The sequence below is a fragment of the Nocardiopsis endophytica genome (genome assembly GCF_027706725.1).
Classification (GTDB): Bacteria; Actinomycetota; Actinomycetes; order Streptosporangiales; family Streptosporangiaceae; genus Nocardiopsis_A; species Nocardiopsis_A endophytica.
On the sequence record NZ_JAQFWQ010000002.1, the window covers coordinates 52730 to 77470 of the forward strand.

11 protein-coding genes are annotated in these 24741 nt (G+C 75.0%); 3 read left to right on the forward strand and 8 right to left on the reverse strand.

The window, feature by feature from the left end:
• From O4J56_RS01020 to O4J56_RS01030, 3 genes are all read left to right on the forward strand, one after another.
• Positions 1-1761, forward strand: coding sequence for an ABC transporter ATP-binding protein (locus O4J56_RS01020; protein ID WP_270683119.1), 1761 nt, complete (start codon positions 1-3; stop codon positions 1759-1761).
• Positions 1758-3473 carry an ABC transporter ATP-binding protein gene (locus O4J56_RS01025; protein WP_270683120.1) on the forward strand — a complete coding sequence of 572 codons (1716 nt, stop codon included), beginning with the start codon at positions 1758-1760 and terminating at the stop codon, positions 3471-3473. Before O4J56_RS01020 ends, O4J56_RS01025 begins: the two co-directional genes overlap by 4 nt.
• 185 nt (positions 3474-3658) lie before the next feature.
• On the forward strand, positions 3659-4483 hold the full coding sequence (locus O4J56_RS01030) for an SAM-dependent methyltransferase (RefSeq protein ID WP_270683121.1): 825 nt from the start codon (positions 3659-3661) through the stop codon (positions 4481-4483).
• A 42-nt stretch (positions 4484-4525) separates the two neighbouring features.
• Here the strand turns inward: O4J56_RS01030 and O4J56_RS01035 are convergent, their stop codons facing one another.
• From O4J56_RS01035 to O4J56_RS01070, 8 genes are all read right to left on the reverse strand, one after another.
• Positions 4526-4837 (reverse strand): RloB family protein, encoded by a 312-nt coding sequence (locus O4J56_RS01035; protein ID WP_270683122.1) that lies wholly within the window; start codon positions 4835-4837, stop codon positions 4526-4528.
• A gap of 37 nt (positions 4838-4874) precedes the next feature.
• Positions 4875-6257 (reverse strand): AAA family ATPase, encoded by a 1383-nt coding sequence (locus tag O4J56_RS01040; RefSeq protein WP_270683123.1) that lies wholly within the window; start codon positions 6255-6257, stop codon positions 4875-4877.
• Between the two features lie 198 nt (positions 6258-6455).
• Positions 6456-9764, reverse strand: a complete 3309-nt coding sequence (locus tag O4J56_RS01045) for an AAA family ATPase (RefSeq protein ID WP_270683124.1) — start codon at positions 9762-9764, stop codon at positions 6456-6458.
• A 79-nt stretch (positions 9765-9843) separates the two neighbouring features.
• Positions 9844-11328 carry a hypothetical protein gene (locus tag O4J56_RS01050; RefSeq protein ID WP_270683125.1) on the reverse strand — a complete coding sequence of 495 codons (1485 nt, stop codon included), beginning with the start codon at positions 11326-11328 and terminating at the stop codon, positions 9844-9846.
• A gap of 58 nt (positions 11329-11386) precedes the next feature.
• Positions 11387-20929: a WXG100-like domain-containing protein gene (locus O4J56_RS01055; RefSeq protein WP_270683126.1), complete on the reverse strand. Its 9543-nt coding sequence runs from the start codon at positions 20927-20929 to the stop codon at positions 11387-11389.
• A 6-nt stretch (positions 20930-20935) separates the two neighbouring features.
• The gene (locus O4J56_RS01060) at positions 20936-21298 is read right to left on the reverse strand and encodes a hypothetical protein (RefSeq protein WP_270683127.1); all 363 of its coding nucleotides are present in this window, start codon (positions 21296-21298) and stop codon (positions 20936-20938) included.
• An 89-nt stretch (positions 21299-21387) separates the two neighbouring features.
• A complete protein-coding gene (locus O4J56_RS01065) occupies positions 21388-21720 on the reverse strand; it encodes a YbaB/EbfC family nucleoid-associated protein (protein WP_270683200.1) in 333 nt (110 codons plus the stop codon).
• A complete protein-coding gene (locus tag O4J56_RS01070; protein ID WP_270683128.1) occupies positions 21629-24697 on the reverse strand; it encodes a hypothetical protein in 3069 nt (1022 codons plus the stop codon). Before O4J56_RS01070 ends, O4J56_RS01065 begins: the two co-directional genes overlap by 92 nt.
• Between the last annotated feature and the right edge of the window lie 44 nt (positions 24698-24741).

Genomic DNA, 24741 nt, shown 5'->3' on the forward strand with positions numbered 1-24741 from the left:
GTGGCCACGGACACCGCGGCCGATCCCGCAGCCGCGCCCGCCGCCGCCTCCGCCGCGGACTCCGCCGCGGACCGCGCCTCGGGACCACCTGCCGACACGGGCACATCGCGGCTTCTGCGCCCCTACGCCGGCGGCCTCGCCGGAGTCGTCGTCCTCCACGTGCTCGGCGCGGTCGCCGGGCTGGCACCCCTGATCGCGGTCGCCGAGACGGGCCGGGAGCTGCTGGCGCCCGGCCCACCCGACGCCGACCGGGTGTGGGCGGCCGTCGCCTTCGGCGCGGTGGGCCTGCTCGTCCGCCTGGTGCTCACCTCCGCCGCGTCCGGTGCGGCGCACGTCCTCGACGGCCGGGTGCAGCTCACGCTGCGGCGGGCCCTGGCCGCGCGGCTCGGGCGGGCGCCGGTCGCCGCGCTGTCCCGGCGCCGCACCGGCGAGCTGGCCAAGGTGGTGGGCGACGGCGTCAGCGCGGTCCACCCCTTCATCGCGCACACGCCCGGCGAGCTCGCCACCTCCTTCGCCGTGCCGCTGGTGTCGCTGGTGTACCTGTTCACCGTCGACTGGCGGCTGACCCTGGTCACCCTGGCGCCGGTCGCGCTCGCGGTGGCCCTGGTGCCGCTGCTGACCACCCCCGCCCGGCGGCGCGTGGAGGAGGAGTTCGAAACCGCGATGGGGCGGATCTCCGACGCGGTGCTGGAGTTCGTCCGGGGCATCGCGGTGGTCAAGGCGTTCGGCGGGGCCGGGCGGTCGCACCGCGCGTTCCGCACCGCCGTGGAACGCTTCGTCGCCTCCTTCCTGCGGATGGTGCGCGGCCTGGCCCCGGTCGGCGCCGCGATGCAACTCGCCCTTTCGCCGCCGGTCGTGCTGGGGACGGTGCTCGCCGGGGGCGCGTTCCTCATCGCCCGCGGCGGCATGGAACCGGCGGACCTGCCGCCCTTCCTCCTGCTCGGCCTGGGCCTGACCGCCCCGGTGGCGGCACTGGGCCACGGTTTCGACGACATGCTGGCGGCCCGCCGCGCCATCGGCCGCATCCGGGAGGTGCTCGCCGAGCCGCCCCTGCCCGAGCCCGCGCGCCCGCGCACGCCCCGGGGCCACCGGGTGGAGCTGCGCGGGGTCCGCTTCGGCTACGGCGACGGCCGCGAGGTGCTGCGCGGCGTCGACCTGGTGCTGGAGCCGGGGACGGTCACCGCCGTCGTGGGCCCCTCGGGCGGCGGCAAGTCCACGCTGGTTCGGCTGCTGCCCCGGTTCTTCGACCCCACCGCCGGGTCGGTCCGGCTGGGCGGGGTGGACCTGCGCGACATCGCCGCACCCGACCTGTCCGCCGCGGTCTCCTTCGTGTTCCAGGAGGTGTTCCTGCTGCGGGCGCCGGTGGCGGACAACATCGCGCTGGCGGTGCCGGATGCCGACCGGGACGACGTGGTCCGCGCCGCCCGGCGGGCCCGGATCCACGACCGGATCCTCCGCCTGCCCGACGGCTACGACACCGTGCTCGGCGACGGCATCCGGCTCTCGGCCGGGGAGGAGCAGCGCATCGCCCTCGCACGCGCCCTGCTCGCCGACACGCCCGTGCTCGTCCTCGACGAGGCCACCGCCTTCGCCGACCCCGAGACCGAGCGGGCGGTGCGCCGGGCCCTGGCCCCCCGCGGGGACCGCACGCTCCTGGTCATCGCCCACCGCCCCGAGACGGTCGCCGACGCCGACACCGTCGTCGTCCTGGAGGACGGCACGGTCGTGTCCGGGGCCCACACCCCTGAGGAGTCCCGATGATCCGGTTGCTGCTCCGCGTGCTGGGAGCGGAGTACTCCCGGCCGGTGCGCCGCACCATCGCCCTGATGACGGCCGCCGCACTGCTCGAAGGGCTGTCCTACGCGCTCCTGGTCCCCGTCCTGCGGGCGCTGCTGTCCGGGGCGCCCGCCGACGCCGTGCCCTGGCTCGCCGCCTTCGCGGGGGCCGTGGCGGTCTTCGCCTCGCTGCGCTACGCGGCCGACCTGTCCGGCTTCCTCACCGGAGGCGCGCTGCTGCGCGGCATGTACCACCGGCTCGGCGACCACCTGACCCGGCTGCCGGTGGGCTGGTTCGGGGGCGGCCGGGCCGGGGAGGTGTCCGTCCTGGCGGGGACCGGCGTGCTGCAGGCGATGGGCGTGATCGCGCACCAGCTGGCGCCGCTGGTGACCGCCACGGTCACGCCCCTGGCGACCATCGCCGTGGTGCTCGCCTTCGACTGGCGGCTGGGACTGGCCGCCCTGGCCGCCGTCCCGGCGGTGGCGGCGGCGCAATACCTGTCCGGGCGTGCGTCGGCGGCCGCCGACGCCGCGCGCGCCGACACCGAGCGCGAGGCCGCCGACCGGACCATCGAGTACATCCGGGCGCAGCCGGTCCTGCGCGCCGGAGGCCGCTCCCGGGAGCGCTTCGGGCTGCTCGACGACGCGCTCCAGGGGCTCCAGCGGGCGTCCCGGCGCTCGGCCCTGGCCGCGCTCCCCGGGGTCCTGGGATTGGCCTTCACCGTGCAGGCCGCGTTCACCGCGATGCTGGTGCTCGGCGCCCACCTCGCCCTGGGCGGGACCATCGACGCAGCGGAGCTGCTGTGCATCCTGGTGCTCGCCACGCGCTGCACCGACCCCGTCCTGTCCCTGGCCCACGCCGGGGGCGCCCTGCGCGCCGCCCGCGGCGAGCTGGAGCGGCTCGACGCCGTGCTGCGCGCCGCGCCCCTCCCGGAGCCGTCCGACCCGGTCCGGCCGGACCGCCACGACCTCGCGTTCGAGGGGGTCACCTTCCGGCGCGGCGACCGCACGGTGCTCGACGGTGTGGACCTGTCCGTGCCCGACGGCGGGCGGCTCGCGATCGTCGGCCCGTCGGGGGCGGGCAAGAGCACGCTGCTGCAGTCGCTCGCGCGCTTCCACGACGTGGACGCCGGCTCGGTGCGGGTGGGCGGCGTGGACGTCCGGTCGATCGGAACCGACGACCTGATGGCGCGGATCGCCGTCGTCTTCCAGGACGTGTACCTCTTCGACGACACGATCGAGGAGAACGTGCGCCTCGGCCGCCCCGACGCCGACGGGGACGCGGTCCTGGAGGCCGCGCGCGCGGCCCGGCTGGACGAGGTGGTGGCGCGACTGCCCGACGGGTGGGCGACGAACGTCGGCGAAGGCGGGGCGCTGCTGTCCGGCGGGGAGCGGCAGCGCGTGTCGATCGCCCGCGCGCTGTTGAAGGACGCCCCGATCGTGCTGCTGGACGAGGTGACGTCGGCGCTGGACCCGGGGAACGAGGCCGCCGTCCACGCGGGCATCGAGCGCCTGTCGGCGGGCCGGACGGTGGTGCTCGTCACGCACAGGATGCCGACCGCCATGCACGCCGACCGCATCGCCTTCCTGGACGGGGGGCGGGTCGTCGAGGCGGGCACCCATGACGAGCTGTTGCGCCTGGGCGGCCGCTACGCCGGCTTCTGGCGGGCGGCCGCCGTACCTGCGGAGCACGGGTGACCCCGGGAAGGGCCGCCGGACAGGCGTCCCCGCGCATGCGCGGGGGCGCCGCGTCGCCTAGGCTCGATGGTCGGATCCCCGCCGCTGGTGGGTCTCCGGGCCCGCAGGAGCCGGGAACGGCCCCCGGGGCCCTCTGACGGCGGGCCGGTCCTCCCCACCTCCCGACGCTAGACAGGTAACCCCCTATGACAGACGGTTCGTCCCCTTCCCCGGCGAACGGCGACGGCGCCCCGCAGCCCCAGATCGACACCACGGTCCCCCACTCCGCGCGCATCTGGAACTACTGGATGGGCGGCAAGGACAACTACCCCATCGACCGCGCGGTCGGCGACCAGGTGATCGCGGACTTCCCGGAGATCGTGGACCTGGCCCGCACCAGCCGCGAGTTCCTCATCCGGGTCGTCACCCACCTCGCGGCCGAGGAGGGCATCCGCCAGTTCCTCGACATCGGCACCGGCATGCCCACGGTCAACAACACCCACGAGGTCGCCCAGACCATCGCGCCGGAGTCCCGCGTGGTCTACGTGGACAACGACCCGCTGGTCCTGACGCACGCGCGGGCGCTGCTCGTCGGCACCCCCGAGGGGGCGACCGACTACATCGACGCCGACCTGCGCGACCCCGAGTCGATCCTGAGCAAGGCCGCCGAGACGCTGGACTTCGACGAGCCGGTGGCGCTGATGCTGCTGGGCATCCTCGGGCACATCCCCGCCGACGACATCATGCCGATCGTGAACCGCCTGATGGACGCCCTGCCCTCCGGCAGCTTCCTGGCGATGTACGACGGCACGAACACGAGCGAGGCCTACAACGCGGCCATGGAGGAGGGGGACTCCAAGGGAGGCCTCCCCTACCACCTGCGCAGCCCCGAGGACATCGCCGCGCGCTTCGAGGGCCTGGAACTGCTGGAGCCGGGCGTGGTCCCGTGCCCGCTGTGGCGCCCGGGCCCCATCGAGGTCGGCAGCCGCCGAGGCATGGACCAATACGGCGGCGTCGCGCGCAAGCCGTAACCGGCGAACCCCGGCCCGTGGCCGACGGGCCGGGCCGGTCACTCAGCCGGGCCCGGCGACGTCTCGGGCAGAGGCGCGGCGGACCGCTTCAATGAGCAACCAGACGTTCGTCGACGGATTCGGGCCGATGATGCCCGAATCCTCTGGCGCGTCCGCCACCCGCAAGGCCCGGCGCTTGGCTTCGGAATGGTGGCCGAACGGGAAGTCGGGGGGAAGGTGCTTGGCATAGCCGTCGAAGTGCCGGCGCAGTTTCTCTTTGCAGAGCACGTTCCGATCGACCGAACTCGTCAGGTCTTGGAAGTGGTAGAGCAGCCAGAACTCGAAGCAGGGGTTGGAGACAACGACCTCGGTCACTTCGCCTTCGCAGACCACCAGGACTCGCGGCTTGGCGTCACGCCTCGGCCTGCTCCGGGAGAGGTCCCTCTTCGCCCTCCGGGGACGCGCCATCGACTCCCCTGTGCAGCTCGATGAACACCGATCGGATGTCGTCGAAATCGACGAACGGTACTGCCCCGTACCTCCCCTGAAGATACCCTCTCTCCGCGTTCTCGGTACCGCGCGGACGGAAATCCGCGAGCGAGTAGAGCGATGTCGCCCCGCTCCGGTCCTTTTCGGTGAACCACACCTCGTCACGCCGGAGGAGGTCATCGCGGAGGAGGCTGCCGAGAAGCGTCGTGTCGTGGGAGGCGAAGACCAACTGGGCCCCCTTGGGGTTGATCTCCGGGTCCTTGAACATCTTGATCAGCGTCGAGGAGAGCACGGGGTGCATGCTGGAGTCGATCTCGTCGACAAGGAACACACCCCCTCGAAGGACGACATTCAGAACCTGAACGATCAAGGAGAGCCAGACCCGCGTACCAGCGCTCTCCTGATCGAGATCGAGACGCCGATCCCCTCCCTCGGCCGAATGCACGAGAACGATCTGCGACTCGATCCCCTCCCGCATGCGCGAGAGGACCTCAGACCCCTCCTTGACGAGGTCCTCTTCCGGGTCGAAGACCCGCACCACCTTCACAAACGTATTGAATTCCTCGTCCGAAACGGCCTTCTTTTCAATATCGACTCGAACGACACCGAGGTCGGCAACCCGGACCAGGCGATTGAAGATCGAGGAGCTCTCCCCACTTTTCAGTAGTTCACTGGCTGCTCTGAGCCGGAGGGCCTCATCACTCTCCTGGTGCGACGCGTAGTTCATCCCCTCGACGATCGCCCGATAGACCCCGAGAAGCCTGGTGTGATCATTCGACGCAGCGACCGACAGATACAGGGCGTTGTTCCGGGTCATTCGCCGTATTCTTCTGACTTCACCGGTCAACGCCCGGCCGAATCGGTAGTCATCCTCCTCGTGACCGAACCGTTCGAAGAGCCGCTGAGCCCTCCCCTTCGGGTAGACGAAGAGCCATTCACCGACGACGCCGTCTTCTGTGATCTCGAATCCGTAATTATGCCGGACGCCTTCGTGGATGAAGTCGACCTCATAGAACGAAGGCCGCTCCTTCGAGGAGTCGTCCAGAAGGAACGGGAAGCGGTGCACCCTCGCCGCCGGCTTCCACTCGGTGTGCGACGTCCGCACTGCATACTGCATCCATCGCAGGGCGTCGAGCACACTGGACTTGCCCGAGGCGTTCGCGCCATAGATCCCAGCGACGCGGACGGTCGGAGGCGCCCCCTCGCCCTTGTCCTTCGGCTCGCCGCGCTTGGGGACGGCCACCAGTGACAGCTCCTGCTCGTCCCTGATGGACCGGTGGTTCGCGACACGGAACCTCAGCAGCACGCAGCCCTCCGTTCCCGCCGCAGCGCACATCAGTCGGATCCTTCTCTGCGCATCGTATGCAGACTGAGGGCGCTTAACGAAGATCTTTGCGCTAACTGTGCGTCAAACGTCATCGTCACCTCACCCCCACTCCTCCCCGCGGCGTCGCGCGCAAGCCGTGACCGGGGCCGGGGGCGGGAGCCCGGCCCCGTGGCGGGGTCAGGGGACGTCGTCCGGGGCGAGTACCACCAGGTCCTCGCGGGTCGGCTCGGGCACTGCGACGAGGCGGCCGGCCTGCCGGGTGATCATCTTCTCCATCACCTGGCGGGCGTAGCGGGCATTGCCGAAGGCCTCGCCCCGGGGGACCGCCTCGAAGTGCGCCAGCAGCCGCTCCGCCGTCGCGTCCGGGACGGTGTACCCGCCCGCCTGGGCCATGCCCCGCACGATGGACACCAGCTCGGCGGAGCCGTAGTCGGTGAACGGCACGCGCTGGGCGAACCGGGACGCCAGTCCCGGGTTGGAGGCCAGGAACCGCTCCATCTCCGCGTCGTACCCGGCGACGATCACCGCCACCTCGTCGCGGTGGTCCTCCATGAGCTTGACCAGGGTGTCCACCGCCTCCTGGCCGAAGTCGTTGCCGCCGCCCGCCGGGGTGAGCGTGTAGGCCTCGTCGATGAACAGCACCCCGCCGCGGGCCTTCTCGAACACCTCGGCGGTGAGCTGGGCGGTGTGCCCCACGTACCGCCCCACCAGGTCGGCGCGGGCCGCCTCGACGGTCTGCCCGCCCGGCAGCACGCCCAGCGCGCTGAGCAGCCGGCCGTAGATCCGGGCCACCGTCGTCTTACCGGTCCCCGGGGGGCCGGAGAACACCAGGTGGTGGCTGAGCGTGGGCACCGGCATGCCCAGCTCCCGCCGCCGCGCAGCGGCGACGAGCACGTTCACCAGGTCGTTGACGACCTCCTTGACCTCGGCCAGCCCGGTCAGGGCGTCCAGCTCGGCGCGCAGCGCGGCGACCGCGTCGGACCCGCCGCCCTCGGGCCCCGCCTGGGCGCCGCCGTCCAGGTCCTCGGGCAGCAGCAGGGTGAGCTCGGCGGGGTCGGCCGGGGGGTTCTCGCCGAGCCGGTGCGCCTGCCGGTCCACCATCTGCTCGAACACCTTGCGGGCCTCGCGCCCGTTGCCGAACGCGGGCCCCTTGTGCATCCGGTCGAAGTGCCGCAGCAGGGCCTCGCGCAGCCCCTCGTCCAGCGTGTAGCTGTGCGCGGCGCCCTGGGCCTCCACGATCGCCACCAGCTCCTCGGAGCGGTAGTTGGGGAACTCGACCGTGCGCGCGAACCGGGACGCGAGCCCGGGGTTGGAGGCGAGGAACCCCTCCATCTCCGGTCCGTACCCGGCGACGATCACCACGACGTCGTCGCGGTGGTCCTCCATGAGCTTGACCAGGGTGTCCACCGCCTCCTGGCCGAAGTCGTTGCCCGACCCGGCCGGGGTGAGCGTGTAGGCCTCGTCGACGAACAGCACCCCGCCGCGGGCCTTCTCGAACACCTCGGTGGTCTTGATCGCGGTGGCGCCCACGTACTGGCCGACCAGGTCGGCGCGGGCCGCCTCCACGACGTGCCCGTAGCGCAGCACGTCCAGGTCGGCCAGCAGCCGACCGTACAGCCGCGCCACGGTGGTCTTCCCGGTGCCCGGCGGGCCGGAGAACACCAGGTGCCGGGCGACGGGCGGGGACGGCAGCCCCATCTCGGCCCGGTGGCGGGCCATCCGGTTCCGGTTGACCAGCGTCGTGACCTCGCGCTTGACGCCGTCCAGGCCGATGAGCGCCTCCAGTTCGGCCAGTGGGCCCGCGTCCTCGTCCCCGGGTCCCCCGTCGGCCTCGCCGCCCCCCGCCGCCGGGGCGCCCGGCGCCCCGGCGCCCTCGGGGACGGCGTCCGGGCCGTACCGGTCCTCATCGGTGTTGCCCTCGCTGACCAGCGATGCGGCGGTGACGTTCGCCCCGGCGACGGTCTGCCTCAGCCCGGCGCGGCCGTTGTCCCGCACCGAGCAGCCGTCCACCAGCACGTCCTCGCCGGTCCCCACGAGCACCCCGTCGGCCCGGTTGCCGAACAGCTCGCAGGAGCGCAGCGCCGCACGCCCGCCCGCCGCGACGAGCGCCCCGTTGCGGCCGTTGCCGTTCGAGCGCATGCGGGTGGCGGCCAGCTCGCCTCCGGCGTGCACCGCCAGCCCGTCCCCGCCGCACCCGGCGACCTCGCCGTCGCGCAGGTCCAGCACCGCGCCCGCGGCGGCGCTCACCCCGTTCTCCCCGGCGTCGACCACCCGCAGGCCGGTGAGGGAGGGGCGCGCGTCGCCCGAGGCGTGCACCCCGGAGCGCCGCACCCCCGTCGCCTCCAGGTCCTCCAGGCGGCCCCCGCCGCCGTCGAAGCGCACGCCGTGCCCGCGGACCCGCCGCACCCGGACCCGGCGGAGGAAGGGCGAGGAGCCGGAGAGCACCGCGACCCCGGCGCCGTCCGCGCCGTCCACGGTGAGGCGGTCGAACTCGGCGGCCGAGTCGTCGGCGACCACCACCCCCTCGGCCGCGCCGCCGTGCACCTCCAGCCCGTTGAACGCGGTGGAGGAGCGGCCGGTGACGCGCACCGCCGCGCCCCCCGCGTCGCGCACCTCGACCCCGGTGAGCAGGCCGCGCGCCTTCTCCTCGGCGAGCACGCCCTCGCGGCCGCTGCGCACCACGGCGACCCGGTCGGCCCGCGGGTCGGTACCGCCGCGCAGCACCAGCCCGCGCCCGGCCGCGCCGTCCACCTCCACCTGCTCCAGCCGCACGGCCGAGCGGGTGGAGAGCACCACCCCGTCGTCGCGGACGTCGCGCACCCGCAGCCGCACCAGCTCCGGGGCGGCGTCCCCGTCCACCGCCACGGCGGGCTTGGCGGTGCCGGTCACCTCGCAGTCCTCCACCCGGCCCGCGCCGCCCCCGGCCGCGTACACGCCGTTGCCGCCGGCGTCGCGGATGGTGCAGCGGCGCACCCGGGGCGCACCCCGCTCGTTGATGACCAGGCCGCTGGTCCCCACGTCCTCCACGACGCAGTCCTCGATGACGCTGGCCTGCGCCGAGGTCACCACGATGCCCGCGCCCTCCGAGCAGGTCACCCGGCAGTCGCGGAGCGCCAGGGCGCCCTCGTCGCGGGCCAGCACCGCCGCCCAGGCGGCGCCGTCCACCCGGCACTCGGCCAGCTCCACCTGCCCGGCGGCGGCGTCCACCACCGGCGCCTCGGGGTCGCGGCCGCGCAGGACGAGCCCGGTGAGCTTGACCGCCTCGGCGACGGAGGTGACCGCGCTCCCCTCCGCGCAGAGGATCTCCACCGACCCGGGCTCCTCGGCGGCCATCAGGGTGACCACACGGGTCAGGACCAGCCGCTCGGTGTAGCGTCCCGGGGCCAGGGAGAGCACCGCGCCGTCCCCGGCCGCGGCCACCGCCTCGCCGATCGTCCGGAACTCCGCGCCGCCCGACGGGTCGACGGTGCGCACGTGAGGGGTCATCGAACCTTCCGTTCCTTTCTGTCCGCCGCTCGGACCGCCGCCGTGTCCGCCGCGCCGTCCGCGGCGGCGGTACGGCGGGTCAGCGGCACTCGGCCTCGACCACCGACGCGGGCAGCGTCGGGTGGGGCGCGCCCTGGGGGGCGGCTCCGGCGTTGGTCAGCCGGAGGGTGAAGGCGCCGTCCACGTCCGAGAACTCGGTGACCGCCCAGTAGTTGCCGGGGTCGGGCCGCTCGATCTTGTAGACGCCGCGGTTCCGGCCTTCGGCCCGCGCGCCGTCGAACAGCTCGACGTTGGCGGGCTCGCCGCTGCCCCACAGCGGGGACTCACCCGCGATGACCAGCATCTTCAGCGAGCAGGTGGCGTCGTCGAAGCCGGGGGTGAACGTCCAGGTCGCGGCGGTGTCGGTGTAGGCGTTGGAGTCGCCGCTCACCGGGAGGGCGTCGTAGCCGCCCGCGCATCCCGAACCGGTGTAGTGGCCGGAGCCCGTGCGGGCGACCCCTTGGCCGTGCACCGCGTAGGAGGCGCCGGGGTCGGTGCAGTCCGGACCGGCCACGGCGGAGTACTCGCGCTTCTGCCCGCCGTCGCCCGCGCCCTCGTCCGTCCCCTCGGCGGTGCCCGCGCTGAGCGGGGTCGCGCCCTGGTCCTGGGCCTTTCCGCCGTCCGCGCCTCCCGCCGCCTCCGGCCCGTCGGCGGGACCGTCCCCGCCTTCGGGGGCGCCGGACCCGGAACCGGAGCCGGAGCCGCCGCCTTCGGCGCCCCCGCCGCTCCCGCTCTCGCCGCCGGCGCCCTCAGCCTCTTCCGTGGCCTCCGTGTCCTCCTTCTCCTTCTTCTCCTTCCCGGAGCCCTCGCGGCCGCCGGGCTCCTCGGAGCCGTCCGACCCGAGCAGCGGCACCCCGTCGAGCAGCGAGCCCATCTGCGTCTCGGCCTCCGGCCCGGAGCCGCCCGCGCCGCCGCCGTCTCCCCCATCGCCGCCGGAGCCGTCGCCGGAACCGCCCTCCTGCGCGCCGCCGTCCTCCCGGTCCTCACCGCCGACCGCGCCGGGCGCCTGCGGCAGCACGTCGGGCACGAAGCCGCCGGGGTCCTGCCCGCCGCCTCCGCCCGCGCCGCCCGCGCCGCCGCCCTCGCCCGGGACGACCGGTGCGCCGCCCGCCAGCGGCGCCTGCGCCTGGGCGCCCGCAGTCCCGGCGGCCGGGTCGGCGCCGGAGGCCCCGGCCCCCTCGCCCCCGGCCAGCCGCATCCCCGTCTCGGAGGCGCCGAACGGCGCGGCGACCAGGAGCAGCCCGGCGATGGCGGCCAGCGCCATGGTGGGCTTCCCCGGCCGGTGGGCGGCCGCCGCCGTTCCCTTGCCGTCGGCGGCGGGGGCGCCGAACCGGCCGATGGCGGCGGTCAGCCCGGACAGCGCGCCGCCGGCGGGGGGTTCGGCGGCCTGACCGGTCCGGGCCGAGGGGGCCGACGGGGGCGGGACGGGCGCCGGCGCCGCCGCCCGGGAGGCGGCGGCCGGGGCCGGGTCGGCGGAGCTCGCCAGGACTCCGGGCCGCTCGGCCTTCGCGGATTCTGCTGCCATGTGGGGGTTCCTCTCTCGGTGGGGTCGAAAGCGGGGTGGACGGGGGGACGTCCGCCGGTCAGTGCACGCGCCGCCTCCCCCCGTCCGGGTTCAGCGCCTCGTCGAAGGCGGCTTGCAGGGTCGGCGCCTGCTCCTGGGGACGGCCCCAGGCGGCCGCCAGGGCCCGTGCCAGCCCGTCCAGCGCCGTGCGCTGGCCGGCCAGGGCGGCGTGCAGGGCGTCGCGGCGCTCGACCAGGTCACCGAGGGCCGCCACGGTCTCGCGGGGGAGGACGGGCCTCCCGGCCGCCTCGCGCTCCCGCAGCAGGTCAAGGGCCTGACCGGCCCGCTCGCGGTCGGCCCGCACGGTGTCCGGGTCGCGGTCCCACCCCTGGTCCGGGTCGGTGCCGATGCCCAGGTGGCGGCGGAGCGCGGCGACGGCGGAGCGCGCCGGGCCGTCCCAGTCGGCGGGGTCCAGGCCCGGGTCGAGCCCGAGCAGGTCCTGGGCCTCGCGTGCGCGGTCACCGTGGGCACGGTCGTCCGCGCTCCGGGGGTCGCGGTCCAGTCCCAGGTGGCGGTCGAGCGCGTCGAACAGCGCCTTCTCCCGCTCCCCCGCCTCCTCCTTGGCCTCGGCGACGGCGTCCCAGCGCCCCGCCGCCCCATCGCCCAGCAGCCCGTACCGTTCCGCCTGCTCCCGGGTGAGCCACACCTCCACCTCGGTGGAGGCGGTGACGCCGCGGGGGTGGCCGCGGGTCCGGCCGAACGGGCCGCCGCGCCCGCCGGGGTCGTGGGCGACCACCAGCGCGTCCATGGGCATCCGCACCAGGAACCGCCGGCCCTTCTCCTCGGGCGCGCCGTGATCGGTGTGCAGGACGGTGGCCTCGTCCTTGCTCGTTCCGGCGCCGACGGGCGGCGCCGCGTTCCCCGCCGCGCTCTGGGAGCCGTAGATCGCGCTCGGGGCGAACCCGCCCCGGTCCCCGCCGTCGAGGCCGCCCACGAAGGCCAGGTCCCCGGAGACCGGCAGGTTCTGGCCCCCGTCGTGCGTCCCGGACCGCTCCTCGCGGTGCGTCCGCTGCGTGTAGCGGTCGGTGGAGGCGCCGTCGTCCACGTCGATGACGCGCCCCTCGCCGGGGCGCAGGGAGGTGTACAGCCGCGCGTCCAGGCCCGGGACGGCGAAGGGGCCGTCCCCGCCGCCCAGGAGCGGGGCCCCGTCCTCGCCGTGCACCCGGCCGTCGGCCGGGGGCGCCCCGCCCTGCGCCCCGCCCTGCGACCTCTGGAAGACCGACCGGAGGACCTGTTCGCCCGCGGCGGCGCGCAGGACGCCCGCTCGGACGCCGAGCCCGCCCTTCGTGCCGAGGTAGGCCTCCGCGGCGGCGGGGTCCATCCGGTTCCCGTCCGGGGTCCACCCCTTGGCCAGGGCGGTGGAGAGCACGAGCGCGTCGGCGACGCCGGGGCCGATGGACTCCGGCATCGGGACCCGGGGCTGCCGGTCGGCGGCGCGGCCGCCGCCGTTCCGCCAGGCGTCCCCGACCTGCTCCGGGCGCTCCTGGTGGGCGGCGGCGCGGTCGAACTCCCGCGCCGGGCCCGGCCGGGACACCGGCCCGTCGTCCGGGGCCATCGCGCTGACCGGGACGATCTCCTTCACCCGCCCGGCGTCGACCCCGTGGCCGCCGTCGGTGATCGGCGCCTTGGTGTTGTTCACCGCCCCTTCGCGGGTGAGGGTGAACCGCAGGCGGACGGGGGTGTCCATGGACACCCCCGGCTCCGTGACCGTGCGGGCGCGGTTGTCGGTGGCCGAGTCGGCGGTCCCGTGGGTCCGGTCGACGCCCGTCTCGGCAACCTGGAGCGGCCCCTGGGCATTGAGCAGGTGCATCCGGGTCGGCGGCAGGGACGGGTCCGCGCCCTGGTCCGCGGCGACCGGCAGCACGGCGCCGTCGGCCTTCGCCGTGATCCCGGCCCTGTTCCCCTTCGCCTCCGCGCGGCTGCTCTCGTCGCTGTCGGTGTCGGTCCGCGAGGAGGACATCTGCGCCTCGACCGCCCCCGTCGCGGCGCCCGGGCCGCGCTCCAGGCGGATGCGGATCCAGCCGCCGTCGGTGAACCGCTGGTCCCCGGCCCCCTTGTGGCTCAGGCGGACCCGCACCGGAACGCCCTCGCTGAACAGGGCCCGCCGGCGGCCGCGGGAGGCGTTGGGCGACAGGGCGATGCGGATGTCGTGCTCGCTCTGGCCGGTGAGGTCGAATCCGGCCTCCCCGACCCTGTCCTTGATGCCCTGGACGGCCCGGTCGACGTCCAGGCCGCTCAGGGTGAGGCCGCGGGAGGCGCCCGGCCCCGACGCGCGGGAGGCGATCGCCTCCGGCAGGGCCCGCGCGGCCCGCAACGGGCCGACCAGGCCCTCGGTCCCGCGCAGGAGGCCCTTCGCGGCCAGGTCGACCACCCGGTAGCGGGTCTCCTCCCTGCCGCCGACGGTCCCGTCCCCGTCCTCCCGGGCGCCGCGGGGCCCCCGGGTGTCCCGGTCCTCCTGCGACAGGTCCCTCGTCCAGGGCAGCGGAAGGCTCGCGATGAGGTTGGGCCGCACACGTGCCCGGGCCGCGAAGGAGAAGGCGACGTCCCGGACCACCCCGACCGTGCTGCCGGGCAGGGAGAACTGGTCCTCCTCGGTGAAGGTCTCGGTCTGCGCCTCGGTCCCCGAGCGGGTCCATCCCCACATCGCCCCGAGCACCCCGCCCAGGCGGTTGTAGTGGGCGGCGCCGTGGTCGGGAGAGCCCCGGAGGGTGAGATTGAGGCCCAGCCGGTCGGCGAAGGACCGGCCCGAGGAGACCGTGCGCTCGTTCTCCGCCTTGACCGTCAGGTCCAGGCCGCCGCCCTGGAACGCCTCGGAGGCGGACATCCCCCGGTCCTCCGCCGTGATCAGCGCGTCCACGTCGGACCGGCGGGTGATGGCGTCCTCGTACTGCTGGCGGAACGGCAGCCCGCCATTGCGCAGTGCGTCGGACTCCGCCGCGAGCGACCTCGGAGAGGTGAGCACGGCGACCTGCCCGTCAATCGCGGACCCGGACCACAGCGCCCGGGCGTACCCGGTCGCGCGCGAAAGCGTCCTGCGGGCGGTGTCGAGGAGCCCGCCGTCGTCGCTCCGGGCTGAACGCGGGGCGTGCGGAAGGCCAGTGAGGGCGTCCCCCTTGGCGCCGTCCGGGCGGATGTCCCGGTCACGGCGACCGCGGAAGGCGGCGTCGTCCGCCTCGGCCCGGGCCCGCGCGGTGCGCTGCCGGGCATCCGCCTCCGCGGTGTTCTCGAACCCGGCATCGCGAACGGCGGCCCGCGTCCGGTCCGCCTGTTCCTCGGCGCGGTCGGCGCGCTCCCGGGCCCGGTCGCGCTCCTGCGCGCGGTCGCGCACCCGCTGCTCAGCGTCTCGGACGTCCTGTTCGGCCCGCTCGCGTGCGTGCCCGGCCGCGTCGCGCTCCTCTTCCGCCCTCCGGAGCGCGTCGCCCGCCTCCTCGGCCTCCCGCCGGGCCCGGTCGGCCTCCCCCTCCGCTCGGTGAAGGCGCTCCTCGGCTCCGCGCCGCCCGTCCTCGTCCGCCGTCTCGACGTCCCGCTTCGCCCGCGCGACGTCCTCCTGCGTGCTCCGGGACCGCCCCTCGGCCCCGTCCACCCGCTGCCGGGCGGTGTCCACCGCCTCCTGGGCCTCGTCGTGCTCCCGGCGCCTGGCGTCCCGTTGCCCTCTGGCGTCTTCCGCCTGGGCCTCCAGGGCGTCGACCTCGCCCGCGATCCGCTCGGCCCCGGCGCGCGCGTCCGCCGCCGCCCGCTCCTGCCCGGGCAGGTCCATCAGTCCGCGGAGGCCTTCCTCCATCTCCCGCGCACGCTGCTCCGCCCGCTCCGCGTCGGTGCCGTCGGCCGTGCCGCCGCCCGTCGCCTCGCCGGGCACCGGGCGGCCGACCGGGGTCTCCACCACGAGCACGGGCCCGTCGTCGCCGAGAGGGACGGGCCGCGGCGCGCCGCCGGCCATCTCGACCTGGAACCCCGCGTTGTAGGACCAGCTGTCGACGGGGCCGGAGTAGGAGGCCCCGCCATGGATCGCGCCCTTGCCGGTGTCCAGGACCGACCTGTTCCACCCCGCCTCGGCCGTGTTCGTGAACCCGCCCTCGGCGAGGAACCAGGGCAGGCCGGCCGGGGTCTCGCCGTGCCGGTACTGCACCTTGGCGCTCGCCTCACCGGTGACCTTGCGCCCGTGCTCGGTGCCGTCGGACAGGGAGGCGTGGGCGGCCAGCGCCGAGGTGAGCTTCCCCTCGGCGCGCGTCCCGCGGTGCGTCCCGTCGGTGAAGTCCGCCCGCAGCCGCAGGCTGAAGTGGTCGGCGCCGTCCTGCGAGCTCCGCTCGGCCATCAGCCCGAGGGCGTGCAGCGCCTGCCGCAGCGGCCCCGGGCCGAGGCGGAAGAGGTTCCTGCCCCCCGACGGCCGCAGGTCGATCGCGACCCCCTCGCCCGCCAGCGCGTCCGCGTCCTTCGCCGCGCCCTCGACCTGCCGGTGGAGCCGCAGCGTGTTCTGCATCCGGGTGTCCCGCTTGCGCCACATCCGGTTCCAGGCGTTGGGCCGGTTCCCGTCGCCGTCCGGCGGCAGCACCAGGTCCGGCCGTTCCCGGTGCACCATCGCCTGGACGGCGCGCGCGACCTCCTGGGCGGGGGTGGTCCCGTCCTCCCCGCGGCGCAGGTCGCCGTTGCCCCAGCGCAGGCCCACGGGGTGGGCCTCGCCGAACCCGTCGATGCGGTCCCTGCCCACGCCGAGCCCGCCGGGGGACGGCCCGTCCCCGTGCCGGTCCGCGGCGCCCGCTCCCCCGGGGGCCGCCCATTCCGGGCCGGTCAGCGCCGCCGCGTCCTCGGTGGAGAGCAGGTCCAGGGTGACCATGGTGACCGTCTCCCGGCCGCCGTCGGTGGTGGTGACGGTGTACTCCCGGGTCACCCGGTACAGCGCCGAGTGGTCCTCGGCCGAGGCGCCCCGTGCGCGCTCCGCCCCGTGGTCGGTCCCCCGGCCCTGCTTGTCGGTGCGCTGGTGGCCGACCTTCCCGCCGGCCCCGGCCCGGACGGTGGCCCCGGGGGCGGGGTCGGCGGTCGCCATGAGACCGCCCTCGACCTCCACGTCGACCTTGCCGGTGCGGTTCGCGGTGGTCGCCGCCGACGCCGACGTCTTGTCGCCGTCGCTGAAGGAGGTGCCGCCCAGGACCGGCCCCACCCGCTCGTAGTGGACCGGCCCACCCCGCAGCTCGGCGCTCTCCATCCACTCCGGCTCGGTCAGGCGGTCCCGCTCCCTGCGGCGGAAGGGCAGGGCGAGCGGCTCGCCCTGGTCGAGCCGCCCCATCGCCTCCTTGAGCTCCCGGTCACCGAGCCGCTCCCTGAGCCGCGCGCGCTCGTCGGCCTCCAGGGGCGGCCGGTCGCGGCCGCCGCCGGCCACCCGGTCGGCGACGCCGCCGGTGTCGAGCACGGCGAGCGTCCGGCCGAACCTCGGCGCACGGGCCAGCACCGGGCCGCCGCGCTCGCCGATGGTGTCCGGCATCCACGGCTCGGGCGCCCCCGACCTGCGTCCGGGCAGGGTGACCTCGTTGACCCCGGGGACGGTGGCGGTGTCCCGGCGCAGGACCTCCCCCTCCGGCTCCCGCCCGTCGCGCAGGCCGAGGTCGATGCGCAGGTCGGCCGCGAACCCCTCGCCGTCGTCCTTGGCGTCGACGGCCCGCTTGGCCTTGCTCTCGGCGGACGTCCGGTACTGCGTCCCGCGCTGCCGCTGCGCCACGGCGGCCCTGAGCCGCAGGTTGAGCAGGGCGACCTTGCTCGCGACCTCGCCGATCACGGTGAACGGCCCGGTGATGCCGAACTGCTTGCGGGACTGCTGCACGGCGTTCCCGCCCGTCTTGGCGCGGCTCTCGTAGGTGGTGGTAGGGCGCACGGGCGGGTCGTCCACGGGGCGCCAGGCGCGGGAGACGTCCACGACGGCCGTGGCCCGCGAGGCGCCGTCGGCGGAGACGACCGGGACCTCGACGGTCACCGGCCGCCGACCGCCGTCGCCGGTCAGGTCGTGGTCGGCGAGCCTGGTCCGCAGCAGGTCGAGCCCGACCGCGGTGAAGCGCCAGTCGTCGCCGAGCCACCGGCGGACCCGGTCCACCACGGCGGGGACGGGGTCGTCGGTCCCGGTGCGGGCGCCGTCGTAGCGCCCGCCGCGGGTGCCGCCGCCGACCAGGGCGTCGAGCATCCGGGCCATGTCGCCGTCGACGGGCCGGCGGTCGCGGCCGTCCCCGTCCTGCCGGTCCTCTTCTCGCTGCTCCTCTTCCCCGTCCTCCGACTCCTCGTCCCGGTCCGAGTGGGCGTCGGTGTCGGCGTCGGAGTCGGAGTGGTCGCCGTCCGACGGCGGACCGCCGGACGAGTCCGCGGCCCGCGTGCCGACGGGGCCCATCTCGATCCACTCGCCGTCCGCGCCCTCGTCGGGGGATTCGGTCGGAATCCGGGGACCGGGCGGCGGCACCTCGGCGGTGACACCCTCGGCAGGGGCGCTCTCGTCGAGCGGCGCCCGGCCGTGCGATGTGCCCGAACCACCGTCCGTCCCCACGGCCCTCTCGGGCCCGGACTCGGACTCGGTGCGGCTCGGTACCGGAGGCCCGGGATCGCGGCGGCGGGCCTCGGGCCCCTCTTCGCCCCGGGCCGTCCCAGGCCGCCCGTCCGGTGTCGGGGGCGGTCCCGACCGGGGAGTCCTCTGCGTGTCCGGCCTCCGCTCCGCCGTTCCTGTTCCGTGGCCGTCCACCGTGTCCCGCTGCGCGCCTTGGACCACCGGCCCACCGCCGGAGACCATGGGCACCGGCGCCGCAACCGGCTGCAGGGAAGGGCCGGTTCCGCTCTCGGCACCGGACCCCTCCTCCCCCGTGTGGGCAAGCGACGGGTTCGGGACGCCGCCGTTCGCAGCGAGGTCGTCGGACCGGTCGGCGCCGCTCCGCCCATCGCCGGTGGGTGCACCGGACACAGGGACCTCAGGTCCGGTCCCGCCGTCGGACGCCTGCGCCTCGTCCGCAGACGCCTTGGGATCTCCGGCAGGAGCGGTGTCCTCCCCGCTCCCGACTCCTTCGCCGGGAACCCGGCCGCCGTACTCGGAGCCGACCGACGCGCCGTCCGTACCCGGGGAGGAAGGCGCCTTTGCGCCGGTGTCCGGCGGCGCCTCGGCTCCTCTCTGCCCGTCGTCCCCAACAGCACCGGATACGGGAGCGTCGGGCGCGGTCCGGTCGCCGGACGCCTGCACTCCATCAGCAGGACCGGTGTCCTCCCCGTCTTCCCCGTTCCCGCCGCCTTCGCCGGGAACCCGGCCGCCGTCGTACTCGGAGCCGGTGCCGTCCGCATCCGGGGAGGAAGACGCGCTTGTACCGGTGTCCGGCGGCGTCTCGGCGCCCCTCAGCCCGTCGTCCCCAGCAGCACCGAATGCGGGAGCGTCAGGCGCAGTCCGGTCGCCGGACGCCTGCACTCCATCGACAGGCCCCGTGTCCTCCCCACGCCCCGACCCGTCGGAGGGCCCATCCTCCGAACCGGGGAACCACTCGCCCGCCTCACGCGGGAATGAGGAAGGCGTATCTCCGCCTGCGTCCAGCGCTGCGTCGGCGCCGTCCTGTCCAGTGCCCTCGGGGCCACCGGACACAGGGGCCACGGGACCGGTCCCCTCGTCGGGCGCCTGCGCCTCCTCCTCTCCGGAGGGTTCCGGTGCGGTCCGCGAATGCCCGCCGTGTCCGTCGGCTGCGGGGCCGCCGGTCCCGACCTCCGCGGAATCAGGGGAACCGCCACGCGGCGAAGGCTCCCCCGTGCCGTCCGAGAACGTCGTCACCTCACGCGGCGGCGGCACGGCCCCTTCGGAGCCCTCCTCGTCCTGCTCCGACCGGTCGTTCCCATGGGTGGTGGACGCGCCGCCGCCGGAAGCCCCGCCTCCGCCGCGACCGCCCGTCGGCCCACCGGCGGCCCCGCTCTCGGAGGCGCCGTCGTGCGCCGCCCCCGTCTCCGGGCCCACCTTCTCCGTTTCCCCGTCTCCCCCGTCCTCGGAGGACACGGTGCTCGCGCCGTCCGAGTCCGACGGGTCCACGGCCTTCTCTCCCCCGCCCGAGGTCTCGGACGGAGGGTCGGGCAGGTCCGAACCGATCCCGCCGATCCTGTCGAGCATCGCGATGCCCGCCTCGGTCAGTCCCTGTTCGACAGCGCCCGAGACCGCACCGGAGACGGCCGACAACCACGTCACCGAGAAGGTCTTGTCCTCACCGAACAACAGGTTGTAGAAGCCTTCGGCGAGCACGCCCTGCCCCGCGTTGGCGATCGCCTGCGACGAGTACTGCGACAGCGCGGTCCGCCACGCCGACCCCACGTCGGCCAGACCCTTCTCGACCGCATCGGGCAGCCCTCGGGCCAGGACGTCCCGCACATGCGGGGACAGGCCGGGCCCAGCGCCGGACAGCACGTCGTCCAGCGCCTTGCCCAGGTTCTCCGAGCCCCAGTTGCGCGCGAACGCGTCGGCGTAGTCCCGCCCGAGCCGTTCGGCCCGGTCCCGTCCGAGCGCACCGCCCATGCCGTCGGCGAAGGCGTCGCCCATCCGGTCCTTGAAGCGCTCAAGGTCGGCCGGACGCGACCACCCGGGCCCCGCGTCCTTGCCGTAGGGCGCCAGCAGGTGGTCGGCCTCGTCGCCGAACAGCCCGCCCAGGTCGTCGGCCATGCCCTTGCCCGGCGAACCGCTTGTCCCGGTGCCGTGCCCTGCGCCGCCGGCACTGTTCGTGCCACCGCCGCCGGTCGCGTCGTCGGCGCCCTTGCCCGCCGCGCCCCCGACCCCGTCACCGGCACCCTTGCCGCTCGGGCCACCGGGACCACCGGATCCACCGCGGCCGTCGAACAGGTCGTCCAGGTACTTGGCGATCGCGGGACCCGCCGCATTGCCGAGGAGCTCGTCGAACTTCTTGGCCAGCGCGCTGCCCCCGAAGGCCGCACCGGTGCCGAACAGCCCGTCGAGCAGCGCTCCCTTGGCGGCCTCCTCGGTCAGCTCGTCGTCCCAGGAGGCGCGGTTGCCCTGGTCGATCTGGATGCGCTGGATGATCGCGTCCAGCGCCAGCGCGAACATCTGGCTGATCGCCATCTGCTGCACCAGCTCGCTGATCAGCCGGAACAGGACCCTTCCGATGATGGTGCGGGTGATCGCCTGGAAGACGGGGATCTTGGCCAGCGACGCACCGAAGGTGAACGGGGCCATCGCGATCGCCCAGGCGATCTCCGCGGCCAGCTGGATCAGCTGGCCGATGATCATCCATTTGGCGTACTGCACCTGGGTGGCGGCGTTGTCCAGGTAGTCCCGCAGCCCGCGCGCGGCGGCCGCGCCCTCGCCCAGGTAGTTCCGGTCGCCGCCGACGAACTGGTTCACCGAGTCGTCGAAGAAGTCGGCCGCCGTGGCGTCGAACTCCTCCCGCACCTTGTTCTTCACGCGCAGCACGAACTGCGGCAGGTCGACGTCGAGCCGGTCGGCCGTGGTGCCATAGACCGAGGCCAGCTCCCACAGCAGGTCCTCATCGGCGTCCGGCCACTCCGAGCCGGTCAGCACCATGAACATGGTGCGCAGCTCGTCGGGGGGCTGCATGCCCATGTGCCGCTACCGCCTCCCGGCCCCGGGCGCCCCCGGGCCGGTGCCGTCGGCCCCGAGCAGCCCGTTCGCCCTGTCGATCCCGTGCTGCTCGCTGAGTGCGAACTGGCGCGCGGTCTCGATGGTGCCCTCGGCAGTCTTGTCGAAGGCCTGCGCCAGGGCGGTGAAGAACGCGTCCACGGCGCGCCGGGCGGGCACGTAGTTCGTCTCGAAGGAGGCGGCGATCTCGTCGCCCTCGCCCCATGGGCGGCCCAGCGCCTCGGTCCGGGCGCCCAGCCAGCGGTGGATCTCGCGCACCTCGTCGGAGAGGGCGTACAGGTCCCCGCCGTGCTTGGCCACCGCCTCCGGGTCGACCGCGATCCTGTCGGCCATCGCCGTTCCTCCTCACCCGTGTCCGTCCGGCCGTGTCCGCCACGGCCCGCGCGTCCGTCCCCGCCCGTCGCCGGTCCGCCGCACCGTGTTCACGGCGACTCCGGTGGACGGGGGTGCAGCCCCAGTTCGGCCAGGAGCCGTGCGGGGTCACCGCCGTTGACCACCTCCGCACGCGCCTCGGAGCTGCCGGGGGCCAGGTCCGCGAAGGCATCGGCGACCCGGCGCTCCATCTCCTCCCGGGCCCGGCCGATCACGTCCAGGACGGCCGCGGACAGCTCGGCGGGGGCCATGGTGCGGTACTTGGAGGTGTGGAAGCGCAGCTCGGCGACCTCACCCCTCGCGTTCACCCTCGCGCTGACCATCCGATCCCTGGACACGGCCTCCGCGTCGGCCGATTCCAGGCTTGCGCTTGCCTCCGACAGACTCCGCTGGGTCCGCCGAAGACGTTCGAGGTCGTGCGCCATCCGCTCCGGCAGGGACATGTCCAAGGCCGGTCGCTCCCTTCCCCGGGCCGACGCCCGGTCGGCCCAGCACGGCGGGGCCGCCGCGGTCGGCGGTGCCCCACACCTTCTCGTCCTCGGTCAGCCAGGTGCTGCGGTTGCGCTCCTGCTCGGGCCCGCCCGCACCGGCCCCGCCGCCCATCGGCGGCATCATGGGCGGCATCATCGGGCCGCCGGGGCCACCGCCCGCGGCGCCGGCCGCGCCGCCGCCGATGCCGGCACCGCCCGCGCCGGACGCACCGAAGCCGCCCGGTCCCGCCGCACCGCCGCCGTGGCCGGATGCGGAGCCCTGCGGCGCGCCCGCGCCGTCGAGGGCGGACGACCCCGGCCCGGACGAGGCGGCTCCGCTCACCCCGTCGGCTCCGGTGCCCGCCGGGCCGGACCCCGACATGTCCACCGTGCCTCCGGAGGGGCGCACACCCCCGCCGATGCCCGATAGGCCGCTCGAACCGGACAGAGGGCGGTCCTCCGATGAGCCTCCGGTCCCGAAGGACCCTCCGGAGGACCCATCGGAGAAGCTCCAGTCGGGCGGGTTCACCGAGCCGCCCGGCAATGGTCCTCCGTCGGAGGACGAGCCCAGGTCCCAAGAACCTCCGGAACCACCGGCCCCACCCACGTCAGGCACGTCCACCGAACCACCCGGCGCCGGACCACCATCCGAAGACGAACCCAGGTCCCACGACCCTCCGGAACCACCGGCCCCACCGACGTCAGGAACGTCGACCGAGCCGCCGGGCGCCGGACCACCATCGGAGGAGGAGCCCAAGTCCCACGACCCACCAGAGCCGCCAGCCCCACCGACGTCAGGGACGTCTACCGAACCGCCGGGCAACGGGCCCCCGTCAGAGGACGAACCCAGGTCCCACGACCCTCCGGAACCATCGGCCCCACCGACGTCAGGAACGTCGACCGAGCCGCCGGGCGCCGGACCACCATCGGAGGAGGAGCCCAGATCCCAAGAACCCCCGGAACCACCGGCCCCACCCACATCAGGCACATCCACCGAACCACCCGGCGCCGGACCACCGTCCGAAGACGAACCCGGCTCGAAGGATCCGCCGGAGGTGTCCTCTCCCGTCCGGCCTCCCTCCGGTCCGCCGGGCGCCCCTCCGCCGGTCTCCACCTGCGTCCGCTCAGGGGGCGGCGGCAGGTCGACCGTGCCGCCGCCGGCGTCGGTCCCGTCCGTCGAGGCGGCGAGCGACACCCGGTCCAAGGGGCCGGTACCGGAGCCTCCGCTCCTGTCGTCCCCCGAGTCCCCCGACGTCACGAAATCCGCGCCGCCGCCTGTCTGCCCGCCGGCTCCGCGTCCGCGGGCGCGTCCGCTCCCGCCGGGTGCGCCGCCACCGCCGCCTCCCAGACCGGTGACCGGGGGCGGCACGTACCCGGAGCCGCCACCGGCACCGTCCCCTGACGCGCCGTCCGACCCGTCGGTCGAGGACGAGACCCCGGTGATCTCGGTCCGGTCCTGCCGGTCCGGGAAGGACCCCGACCCGCCCGGCGCCCCGTCCCCCGACGCTCCGCCCGCCCCGTCGCCCGACGAGGGCCCACCGGTGATCTCGGTCCGGTCCTCCCGCTCCGGGAAGGACCCGCTCCCTCCGGAGGCGTCGCCGGAACCGGAGCCGCCGGGACCCTCGCCCGACCCGGAGTCGGCACCGGAGCCGTCCCCGCCGGACCCGGTGAGGTGTTCGAGGTAATCATCGATGTCGAAGTCGCCGCCGGACCCGCCGGAATCACCGGACCCGCCCTGGGAGCCGTCTCCGCCTCCCCCGTCTCCTTCTCCCTCGCCCGAGCCCCCTCCGGAGTCCCCGCCGCCGAAGTACTCGTCCAACCATTCCCCGATGTCGAAGTCGCCCCCGGAACCGTCACCGGACCCCCCGGGCCCGTCGCCCGAGCCGCTGGAACCGTTCCCGCCGCTCCCGCCCTGCTCCGTGGTGACGGGCGTGTACGGCAGGATGTCGCCCGCGGCGTTCGCGTAGCTCTGCGACAGCCCCGGGATGTTCTCGGACGCCGCGTTGCGCAGGCCCTCCAGCTTGGACCACCACAGGTCCTTCATCTCCTGCTCGATGCCGCGCCAGGTCTCCAGGCTGTCGGTGGGCTTGCCGCCGATGTAGACGAACCCGTCCTGCTTGGTGACCGTGTTCCGGTTCTCCTCCCACCAGGTGCGCACCACCTGGCGCGGGCTGCGCCCGGGGTCGGAGGCCCAGTCGTTGTAGGCCTTCACCACGGGGTCGGCGAAGGTGGGGTCGGCCGCGGACGCGGCGCTCTCCACCGCCTCCTTGACCGGGGCCAGGTAGTCGGCGGCCCCCTTCAGCTCCAGCGCCTTGCCCTTGAGGTGCTGGGCCAGGGCCGCGGCGGTCGCCCCCTCGAAGGAGTCGTTGCCCGGCTTGACCTTCTCGTACAGCGTCCAGAGCCGGTCGTACTCCTCCTGGAAGAAGGTCTGGTACTCCTCCAGCCGGGTCGCCATCCGGCTGAGGCCCGCGTGGTAGTAGGACTCGCTGCCCAGGTTCGGGTCCCCGATGCCCTTGGTGACGACGGTCTTGAGCTTGTTCTCGAAGCTGCCCCAGAGCGTGTCGGCGCCGTCGAGGATCTCCGGGTTCAGGAAGATCCCGGAGTAGGTGTCGGAGATGCCCTTGTGGTAGTCCCCGTACAGCTGGTCGTCCATGAAGAACCCGTACCACTCGTCCGCGGAGTGGGGGTTGCCCTCGTTCCAGAAGTACCGGTCGATCCACCCCGCCTCGTAGATCACCCGGGGGCTGTCCATCGGCGGGACGGAGCCCCCGCCCTCCGGGTCGGCGAAGACGTTGAGGATGTGGTCCAGCTCCGCGCTGGACGCCGCGCCCTCGTTGGGCAGAGTGGCCCCCTGCCCCGGGGTGGGGTTGAGTTCCTTCTCGTTGTCCACGCTGTCTCCTGCGGTACGGGCGGTTCAGGGCCTCGGGCGGGCGG

Coding starts and splice junctions, on each gene's coding strand:
- O4J56_RS01025 (WP_270683120.1), top strand. CDS start 1,758: ATGATCCGGTTGCTGCTCCGCGTGCTGGGAGCGGAGTACTCCCGGCCG.
- O4J56_RS01030 (WP_270683121.1), top strand. CDS start 3,659: ATGACAGACGGTTCGTCCCCTTCCCCGGCGAACGGCGACGGCGCCCCG.
- O4J56_RS01045 (WP_270683124.1), bottom strand. CDS start 9,764: ATGACCCCTCACGTGCGCACCGTCGACCCGTCGGGCGGCGCGGAGTTC.
- O4J56_RS01050 (WP_270683125.1), bottom strand. CDS start 11,328: ATGGCAGCAGAATCCGCGAAGGCCGAGCGGCCCGGAGTCCTGGCGAGC.
- O4J56_RS01055 (WP_270683126.1), bottom strand. CDS start 20,929: ATGGGCATGCAGCCCCCCGACGAGCTGCGCACCATGTTCATGGTGCTG.
- O4J56_RS01060 (WP_270683127.1), bottom strand. CDS start 21,298: ATGGCCGACAGGATCGCGGTCGACCCGGAGGCGGTGGCCAAGCACGGC.